Here is a 9,872-nt window from a genome sequence, read left to right on the forward strand (position 1 = left end):
TTGTGAGAATTACTTTATATTTACGAGATTGTGCAGGGAATTCTTTAAACGGGCGCACAATGAAATCCGGAAACTCATCGACAATAATGTGATGGTAAGGTGACACGTTCGGCTCCCTACGGAATACCGCATTCTGCATACTTAACAATACAAATTTTCCTAATACGTTTGAAAGGTCTGCCAATTCCCCTTTAGCAGTATTCACAAGTAATATGCCACCTTGCTCCAAATGGACATCAAAATCGAAATCGGATTTTCCAAATAAAACCCGTCGTATTAGAACGTTTGATGCAAGGTCTTTTAAAATATTTCGTAGTCCTTTAACATATTCTTCTTCCCTATCATAATGCATCGGTTGTCCACGATATTTACCAGATTTATAAGTTGCAGGTTCTCCTTGATTGTCCATTTTTTCGCGAATGGTATTATCAAACCACTCGTCAATTCCTTTTATAATTAGATATTCGTTTTTTTGGTCACGTGACGCTGCTCCACTTTGAACAAAATCATATAACTTTTCGACCTGTATTTTTAATAGTTTGTGCATACGGTGAACACGCTCTACATCGTCATACATGCTTATTAAATCGTCAAAAGTGACATCTTTTTGCGGGTTATGAAGCTTTAATAAATAGATGTGTTGTTTAAGGTGGTTACGTTGAGCTTGCTCAAAGAATGCATTGTTAGATTCAGACAAGCCTTGAATAACCATTGCGAAAACTTCTGCTACTTTATCAACTGGTCCCCGCAAAATGTTTATATTTTTGGTATCAGGATTAGTAGGATCAATGTAGTAAACCGAGCTTTCAGGAATCTTATGTGCTTGTACCAATTTAAATACCTTTTGACATAAATCATTACTCGGCTCAATAACAGTAACACCATTTAAAAATGTTCCTTTTACTTCTTCTGTATCATAATCATTCTTTTTATACGCTGTTTCAAACTTATTTATAAAACGTACCATCCAGTGTAAATCTTGATTAATCATGGGAATAATTAAACTTGATGTTTTACCAGAACCAATTGGACCAATAATAATTCCATTTAGCGTTCTATCTTTTCCCTTAATCCGGACCATTTCTTTATGCTCAATATGTGGTCCAATTTCTACATCAGGGTATATTTGTTCTTCTTGGCTATTAAACCATTTTTGTAACTTGTGATTTTTATATTCGTATTTTTGTACCCACTTTAATATTTCTTCTCGGTAACGAACAATATGGCCACTATACCAAAGTGTAAACAAGATCATAAATACTGTTGGTAAAAATACAAATATCATGGTAAGCGTGTGGAAATTCCCTGTTAAAACATGACCTATGGCTTCATACTCCCCAAAATTAACATGTTTTGATTTATCCGTAAGATAAGGGATAACTTTTGCGTGAATAGGTGCAGTTGCAAACCATAAAAATTGAATATCAACTGCAATATGAGAAGCAATTAAAATTATTAACTTCCCGTTCTTCACATGTAAAGCAGGAATACGGCTGTAAAACCTAAAACTAAATTCTCCTAGCAGCAAGGAGAAGAACATTAAAATGAGCGGTACATATGTAATTTCTATAGGATAAGACGGTGGTTCAAATGCATAGTAAAGTAGTTTTATATAGTTTACTAAACCGCATCCAAATGAAAGAATAAACCCGCTAATTAAACCAACTGTAGTAAATAGAGGTAATCGTTGTTTAAATGTCTCCATATAGGCTCACCTACTTTTTACAGATATAATTGAGCTTTATGATGGAGTGTAAATCGATTATTGAATTCTTGTTTAAATTGTTCTTTTGATTTTTCTAAAAAGAATTTCGCTGCATCTTCGGTTTGTTTTAAATATAAATCAATGCTATTTCTTTCGCATAGTTGGTCGTATTCTTCTTGAGAAAGTACTGCAATATTTACTTCTATTTTTTTATTCGTTGCCGTTTCAATTATGACATCATACCAAAAGTAATTCGGCTTTCCTGGAATTTGGATATCTTGTAGAGAAACATTAAACGTTGCCCCCTCTTCGGTAATGTGTTTTAAGACTAATTCCGGATCTTTAAACGCCTCTCTTGCAGAGAGTACTCCCCCATTAGTAGTTGTTGCCAATTGTAAATTCATATTCATTTTTCCACCTTTCTCCATATAAAAAAAGGCAAGCGACACCCACTGTAAAAACAGCGTGTGTCGCTTGCCTTAATTTCATATGTTCTGATTTGATTGTAGTTTTGATTATATGTTCAAACGTTATTCTAACACCTTAAAAAATAAAAATCAATAAAATTGTATAGAAGTATATGAAAAATTATGGATTAATATAATTCTACAAGTTTACGTCTTTTTGGATGAATGTTATTTGCAGTGCGTGCCATAATCTGTTCATCCACGTCTATAATGATACTTTCATTTTGGAGGGATAGCAGCAGCACGTTGTCATAAGTGTCCATTAAAAGAATATCTCTAGGTTTTTCACGTTTCGGATAAATAACAACAAGTGGAACACCTTCGTCTCCTTCTCTTCTTGAAAATACAACATCGTCTAGTCTAGCAATCATCCGGTAATCATTTTCATTTCCGAAAATAAAGAAGAAATCCTGGATAACATCTTTATCTCTCCTATACGTTCGTCGAAGGCCGCCCTCTATCGGTTCTTTAAACGTTTGAACTTTTTCAACAAATGCATAACGCCAATCGGCATCTCCTACTGTACGTTGAGATAAAGGTAAAAGAATATCTTGTTCAAAGTTTTGATTATCATCTATTCCTAGAATGATATCTGAAATAACATCTCCAGCTTCTTTCAAAGAGCAGATGTGCATATTTAAATTTGGTAGATTCATTAGAAGTTCATGATACTCTCGCATAGAAAATAAGAGGTTTTTTATCCTGACGTATGGTGGTTCGGCATCTTCTTTAAGGAACATCGATTTGTCATACATAACAAAAACAACAGTTATATTCTCATTGGTTTTTTTTGCATATTCAATATACTTCCCTACCTTTTCAACTAAGGTAACATTGGTTTCTTTACACATATCCATTTCAATGTAGATATTTTTATCATGATATGAAATGTGTTCATCGGGAATTAAGGGCAAACCTGCATCTTCAATTTCTTTTTTCTTTTGCTTTTGATGATATGATCGTATATCTAGCTCTTTTAATATCTTATTTGTATGGGTCTTTTTCGACACTTCTAAAAGTGTACGTACTAATACTTCTCGTGAACAAAGTGTATGCATTGAGATTGAAGAAGAATATCTACGCTTTGAAGATCCTACAGGAATCCTCCCTATTTCTTGCAGGTAATCAACCATTCTATCTTTTAAGGAGAATGTTGCACGTCTGGTTATACTATCGTCTCTTTTATCAATTTTCTTAGTCAGGATAGCACCATATTTTGAAAAACGATTAAGTTTTGCAAACACACTATCCTCTGAAAACTCTCTACCTTCAAATGCGCTATACAGTTGAGTAATTTGTCGTGTAGTAAGATACCTTTTGTAATATAAAAATGTAAATACAAATATGTCAGCCTCTTTTAAACGGAAAGATTTTTGCGTACCCTTACTTGTATATTTATACGTTTTATTATCCATTATATACAACTCCGTAACCTGAATTTAGTCTAATTAAATAACAGCCATTTCTATATATCTTATTACAGCAAAATTCAGTTGTAAATTATGAAAAATTCAATGTGAATTTGCGCTAATTTAGATACCAAAACTTGTACGCTGAAGTTTGGATTGCTTCTCTTCCTAATAAACCGCTAGAAACATTGATTTATAGGGTCTTTTAGCTCTTTTAAAATTGTTAGGACGGAGGACATGTTTTAACCTGACACTTTTTTTAAGGGTAAAGTATAGGTATAAAATTGTTAGGACGGCCTAACAATTTTATTTAAGCAGTCACATTATATAAATCCGTGTTAAACATGCAGAAAATATAATAGATATCTTATTGGTTCATTGTAGTTTTTTATTGCTATTGAAATAGAAAAAGACCGACAAAAATTATATTTGTCGGTCTTTTGTTTAGAATGATAATTTCTTCTTTGCTGGTTGTGAATCGTCAGCAACTTCTACTTCAGGTTCAGCACCAAAATTCAATTTTTTCTTTTTTGGTTTTTCTTCTTGAACTGAATCATCAAATGCAAAAAGTTTATTTAAAACAGCATTTGATTTCTTAGAATTAGCTTGCTCACGTTCTTCTTTAATTCTCGTAATCTCATCAATAATATCACTCACACGTTTTGGCAATGGTAGTCCAGCAACAACTGAATAGAATTTTACTATATCCTCTTCTTTTTTTGTTGTATGTTTATTAACATATGGAGCTATAGGACGTTCATCTACATATGGAGTTCTTTCTTTTAAGAAGTTTTCCATTTGGTTAAGGAATGAGAAGTTGTATAATCGCCCTGCTCGTAGCGGTGATGTAACGATAGATAGCGCGCTCTTTTTAGCACTTTCTAGCTCTTCTCTTTCTGTATCGTATAAAACACCTTTTTCTAGTGCATTCCCTAATTGAGTCAAGTAACCTAGCGGGTTTTCAGTGTCTAATTGATTTGATTTTAGTTCTAGTTTTGCTAATGATAAAACGCCTGGTGTATTAATTACTTGAGCAAATTCACTCGCATCAAAATGTGTATCTGAAAACGGTGTAAATGAAGAAGTAACTAAGTTAATCTCATGTAACGCATCAGCAATATATTTGTTACTATAGCTAGTATATTCGTTTGCTAAAGCACTTGGATTTTCCTCTTCGAATTTTCTATATAGTTTAGCGTTATCTATTAATACAATTGAACCAAAAGCCTCTTGGTTCATAGCAATACTACGAATGCGTGAAGTTGCGTTTTCTAATACTTTTAAAGCCTCTGCATCACGTGGTAAAGTCAGTAATAATCCAAAATTGTAATCATGTTCATATAGCATTTCAATTGCCTTTAATAGAGCTCCAGTTCCTGTTCCTCCACCAAGACCACACGTAATCCAAATAAAATCACGATCTTCAAATTCCTGTTTTACTGCTTCGAAAATCTTTGCTTCATGCTTTACAAATGCTTCCTCACCAACCTGTGGATTACGAGCTGCACCCTGTTCATATCCTTCTAACTGTATTTTACGGACGTTCCCTGTGTTTTTAATCTCAATTTTATTAAAATCTTGACTATTTGTATTAACAAGAATCGCACGATATGGGTATTTGTTATTTTTAATTTGTGTTTCTTTATTTGCGCACTCTGCTGCGATTGCACATCCACCCATACCTAGTCCTAAGAATCCAAATTTCAAACTAATATTTCCTTGGCTTTCGATTTCTGAAAAATTGCCTGCCATATGTATATCCTCCTCAAATATATATTTTAGTTGTTTTTCTCAACTCGTTTTTCCAGTTCCTTAATTAAAACATTTCCTAGATCTGTTACGTCATAAATTCGAACACGTCCTATTGCTTTGAAAGATATTAACCCTGCTCCTTCAAGTCTTGCAGTCATAATATCTAAAGCATATCGCGATGGAAGTATTTTTTTACCCTCATAATCTTTTTCATTCTGAATTTGATAGTCTTTATGATATTGGTTGATATAATCCCATAACTTTTCTTTGTTCATTGCGCCCTCGGCGTATAGCACACGTAAAGCCCAAATCCCTTCATTTAAATTCTCACAAAGCACATCAATAATTTCACTACTACTCATTGATATATTAGACAATAATTTCACACCACCTTTAATAAATAATAAATTTTATCTATAGGTACAAAAAGACAAGATAATTATACGGAATTTAATACCGTTATAAAAGCCGTAAATACTTCGGTATATATTTCCGAAGTATCGTATGTACTAACTATAATACATCTACGGATGATAATCAAGAATCTTATTAAATCAATACTTTAAATACTTCCGTAATAATTACCGTATTTAATATTTTAATTGTTACGCATTTATTACGGTAATAAATGCTGTAATGAATACGTAATGATTATAAAAGATGCATCTTAATAAGTGAAAATCCATGTAAAATTTTTAGTTCGGTTCACAGAATTTTAAGGTGATTTTGTACATAATCAAGTGTTAATCACGCTCACCCGACTAATCACCGCTCGATAACATGGATATTATTGATATGTAGCTAAATAAATGAGCAGTGAACGATTGAGTGATCAGGAGTAAAAAAACATGATATTTTATGTATTCTACAAAGGTGTGCTTTTAGTTTCTATAGAATTTTTATATAATGTATATAGGACAAGCATCATATAGTTAGGTGGTGAGCAAATGATTGATGAACAGTTAAGCGATGGTTATTATCGAGTATCTGAGGTAGCAACCATGCTTGATATACCTGAAAGTACTCTTCGTAGATGGTTAAATGATTTTGATGAGTACTTGAACATAAAAAAAGAACGCCAACTTAAATATGTTCATGAGGATAGTATTGATACAGTAAAGAAGATTAAACATTATTATTCAGAGTCTAAGAAAAAGCACGAGATTGTGGGGCTTTTAGATATGGATCCTACAGTTATTCGTAATGTTGATGCTGAATATGTTGATGGCGATGATGAGTCAAAAGAAACAGCGCTAGTTAAAGCACAACAGATAAATACAGATTTGATTGAGGCTTTAACAGAAAAGATTACGGAGGAAGTTACAGCTAAAGTGACGGCCGAATTATCAAAGCAAAACATGGAATTCTTCGCCGCTGTGGCTAAACAAAGTCAGGATAATTTCGATAGAATCAATAAGCGATTAGAGGAACGTGACGAAAAGTTAATGAGTACTATACGATTAATTCAAGAACAAAAAAGTGCTAATGCTCAGCGACAAGAGAATACTGAACAAAAAGGCGGCTTTTTCTCTAAGCTTTTTGGAAAAAAATAAAAAGGCTATCATTTGATAGTCTTTTTATTTTTCCTATTCTTAATATCATTTCAAAAGCTTAGTTCATTGATAATCAATATGATTCATTCACAACTATTGGTTTAAACTTATAATAATCATAGAAATTAGGTATATTTTGCTTTGCTATTTTACTATACAAAGAGTTTTCTAATTCTATATCTTCCAATCTTTAAAGTCAGCATACTTTTTATACTCTTTTTCAACTACGCCCTTATACCATTTATTATCACTTTCAGATCTTGATGGTTTATTGTTATATTCGTTAATGTCTCCGTTTGTATTTAGCCATTGAGGGTTTTTATAATCATATGTGTAGATGAACTGTCTAGATTCTTTTAATGAATTGAACTTGCCTAAATGTAACTTAGGTTTCGCAACTCTATATCCATATACGAAATAAGTTGTACCGTGTTCCCCCAAAGTTTCGAAAAATGGTTTTGGTATTAAATCAACTTTCTTCATTTATATCCTCCTATAATATACAAAGAGTTTGCTAGGTCAGTAACTTCATTTGAAATGCACAGTGTATTCGTATTTAAAACCCACACCACCACTCAATCACTCACTGGCCGTTCACCTTAAAAATAACTATACGAGTGACTGGTGATTGATTGACTGATTACAACTTGGTTTAATATAATTAAGTCAACCAATCAATCACCAGTCAACATATAGAAGAAAATGGTGTATATTATATATGGGTGACTGACGATTAGTCGACTGATCGAAAGGGCGATTGATGAAAATATACTACTTATGTCCTTTGGTGATGTGAATTCTTTTAATTGAGCGGCAATCAGGTAGTTGATCAGTGGATATTTAAGTTGTTCTTGCTTATTGTGAATTGACTTTTGATTGAACGGCGCTCAACGAGGTGTTTGAGTGGTGGTTATTTAAACATAGTCAGTTAGCAAAAGGTCATACTTTCGAAAAAATCACCTTGCAACCACGAAAAAAACTATATATGATGTAGTTACTTTAATATTTTTGTATTTTTCTAGATATAAATTTATTAATAATTAAATATTTTTATAATAAAAAAATAAAATATAATAAAGCAAAAAAAGGTTCATCAGCCCAATGAAGTAGCGCCAACTACTTCATTGTGGTACACCGCACAAAATCCCCAAAAGAAATTTTCAATCGACCGCGGTAAACAAAGCCAATAAACCTTTTTATTTTGCATGAAATTATAAGATAATTTTACTGTATCTTATGTATTTGTGCAACTTAAAAAGGGGATTTCTTGCGTAATTTTAGGCATTGTTTACCGTTGTTATACAAGTATTACTCTTTTAAGAGAGTAGTATTTTTGTATCCGTGGTATGACAGTGCCTTTTTCTGCTCTTTCGAAAGGAGTTAGCAACATTATGCATACGCAAATGGCTTTTTCCCAACAGAACTTTAAAGTTCATGGGGTTAAATTTTTTGATGGACTATTAAACATCGTAAAACTAGAAAATGAAAGAAAAGAGTTACCATCTTCAGCTTTAGCTACTTACATCTTGCTTCACTTTGAATGCAATGATATAGGAATGCTACCACGTGAATTTCAAATAATGGATCTTGCTAAGAAAAGTGGGATTCCCTACACAACAATTTATACAGGGTTTCAAGTTTGTTTGGAGCGTAGACTCGTAAAAGAAACACCTGTTGGAAATCGTACTGTATATGAAATTGTAGATTATGCGTTGTATAACCACACTACTGCAGAAACTGCAAACATGACAGGTATATCGTTATCGTATTTCCGTATTCCATTTTATTTAATTCAAACAACTATACTAAGTAGCCTTGTAAAGGCTCGAGATAATAGAGGAATTATGTTTCTTTTAGAATTAATCAACACATTTTCGAGAAAAATTGGTATGGAACATTATAAGCACAAGATTGAAGAGTTCGAGATTACGAGAAAAATGGCTTTTCTAAAGGAAAAGTTGAAGCGTAATGCAAAGAAAGTGCGACAATACATAGAGATTGTAAAGCCTATTATTAAATTCAATGCTGTAGATCCTAAAGATAAGAAACCAAGTGAGTCTCGTATTACACGTGTTAGAAGGCAGGTACAACAAGTTATTATTGAAAAGTTCAATGTCATTTTTTCTTCGAATTGTGTTATTGAAAATGATAAAAAAGAATTACATAGACCAGTAGCAAAGTGCAGAAAAGAAGCGGTGTCTCGTTTAAAACACATGGGACAGGCCTTACGAAAAAAAGATAAAGAAAATATAATGACTGCATTTAGACAAGAGATTGTTGATATCGCGATTTATTTACCAACAAAACAAAAACAAAGTGAATTACTAATTTACGCAATGACTTATGCATTAGATCAAGTTGAAAGTTGTATGAAAGAGCAAGAAATATTCTCTATTCCAGCATTCATGCGCGTACAGTTTAGAGAAGCCTGGACTTATTTTACTGAGAAAAGTTTGTCTGTAGAAGAAAGTATCGAGATAAGAACAAATTACCATAGGCAACATGGTGATTATCCGGAATTTATTTAATTTTTTTTTAAAAATATACGGTAGCCCTTGTTAAAAAATTACTTAAAAGCAAGGGTTATTTGGCATGTTCTTTACTTTGAAGACATGCTTTTTTATTTAGGACAATATATCTATTAGCATTTTTACGGAAGTATGTAATCGATTTATGCTATATTTCGTTACGATTCAGTTTGTTTATAATTCGATTCAATACTTGTGGTTATCTTAGTAATATGATTCTAACCTTGTGAATTCTGAGTAATATGGTATTTAACTTCTTAATTTGTGGTTTCTATGATGTAGAACTTGTATGTATTGGGGATATTACGATAGTGAATTTATCTTAATAGCAAGGAACGTATGTAATACAAGGCTTTAGAGGTGTTTGCTGAATCTCTTTATAATTAATAATTGAGTTTAGTTATATATATTTCTTGTTGTTTGTATATAAAATACTTGTGATTATTTATATTTAATTA

Annotated in this window: 8 protein-coding genes; 2 read left to right on the forward strand and 6 right to left on the reverse strand. The window is 32.3% G+C overall.

Annotated elements, in window-relative coordinates:
- The 5 genes from CO726_RS29630 to CO726_RS29650 form a co-directional block, all read right to left on the reverse strand.
- Positions 1–1,705: type IV secretory system conjugative DNA transfer family protein (locus CO726_RS29630; RefSeq protein ID WP_483860605.1), on the reverse strand; the 1,705-nt coding region annotated here is incomplete at its 3' end.
- A 17-nt stretch (positions 1,706–1,722) separates the two neighbouring features.
- On the reverse strand, positions 1,723–2,109 hold the full coding sequence (locus CO726_RS29635) for a hypothetical protein (RefSeq protein ID WP_099686678.1): 387 nt from the start codon (positions 2,107–2,109) through the stop codon (positions 1,723–1,725).
- 191 nt (positions 2,110–2,300) lie between these two features.
- Positions 2,301–3,587 (reverse strand): replication-relaxation family protein, encoded by a 1,287-nt coding sequence (locus CO726_RS29640; protein ID WP_099686679.1) that lies wholly within the window; start codon positions 3,585–3,587, stop codon positions 2,301–2,303.
- Positions 3,588–4,025: 438 nt separating this feature from the next.
- Entirely contained in the window at positions 4,026–5,333 is a 1,308-nt protein-coding gene (repX, locus tag CO726_RS29645; RefSeq protein ID WP_000918311.1) for a plasmid replication protein RepX, read from the reverse strand.
- 26 nt (positions 5,334–5,359) lie between these two features.
- Positions 5,360–5,695: a cell division protein FtsZ gene (locus CO726_RS29650; RefSeq protein ID WP_099686680.1), complete on the reverse strand. Its 336-nt coding sequence runs from the start codon at positions 5,693–5,695 to the stop codon at positions 5,360–5,362.
- A gap of 585 nt (positions 5,696–6,280) precedes the next feature.
- Here CO726_RS29650 and CO726_RS29655 point away from each other — a divergent pair.
- Entirely contained in the window at positions 6,281–6,886 is a 606-nt protein-coding gene (locus tag CO726_RS29655; protein ID WP_099686681.1) for a MerR family transcriptional regulator, read from the forward strand.
- 174 nt (positions 6,887–7,060) lie between these two features.
- Here CO726_RS29655 and CO726_RS29660 read toward each other — a convergent pair whose 3' ends face one another.
- Entirely contained in the window at positions 7,061–7,369 is a 309-nt protein-coding gene (locus tag CO726_RS29660) for a hypothetical protein (protein WP_099686682.1), read from the reverse strand.
- Between the two features lie 908 nt (positions 7,370–8,277).
- Here CO726_RS29660 and CO726_RS29665 point away from each other — a divergent pair.
- Positions 8,278–9,414: a hypothetical protein gene (locus tag CO726_RS29665; protein ID WP_099686683.1), complete on the forward strand. Its 1,137-nt coding sequence runs from the start codon at positions 8,278–8,280 to the stop codon at positions 9,412–9,414.
- The last annotated feature ends 458 nt before the right edge of the window (positions 9,415–9,872 follow it).

The sequence above is a fragment of the Bacillus fungorum genome (assembly GCF_002746455.1).
Taxonomy (GTDB): domain Bacteria; phylum Bacillota; class Bacilli; order Bacillales; family Bacillaceae_G; genus Bacillus_A; species Bacillus_A fungorum.

What these genes read in the sequence shown, in the direction of transcription:
- CO726_RS29635 (WP_099686678.1), bottom strand. Translation starts at nt 2,109, where the DNA reads ATGAATTTACAATTGGCAACAACTACTAATGGGGGAGTACTCTCTGCA.
- CO726_RS29640 (WP_099686679.1), bottom strand. Translation starts at nt 3,587, where the DNA reads ATGGATAATAAAACGTATAAATATACAAGTAAGGGTACGCAAAAATCT.
- repX (WP_000918311.1), bottom strand. Translation starts at nt 5,333, where the DNA reads ATGGCAGGCAATTTTTCAGAAATCGAAAGCCAAGGAAATATTAGTTTG.
- CO726_RS29650 (WP_099686680.1), bottom strand. Translation starts at nt 5,695, where the DNA reads ATGAGTAGTAGTGAAATTATTGATGTGCTTTGTGAGAATTTAAATGAA.
- CO726_RS29655 (WP_099686681.1), top strand. Translation starts at nt 6,281, where the DNA reads ATGATTGATGAACAGTTAAGCGATGGTTATTATCGAGTATCTGAGGTA.
- CO726_RS29660 (WP_099686682.1), bottom strand. Translation starts at nt 7,369, where the DNA reads ATGAAGAAAGTTGATTTAATACCAAAACCATTTTTCGAAACTTTGGGG.
- CO726_RS29665 (WP_099686683.1), top strand. Translation starts at nt 8,278, where the DNA reads ATGCATACGCAAATGGCTTTTTCCCAACAGAACTTTAAAGTTCATGGG.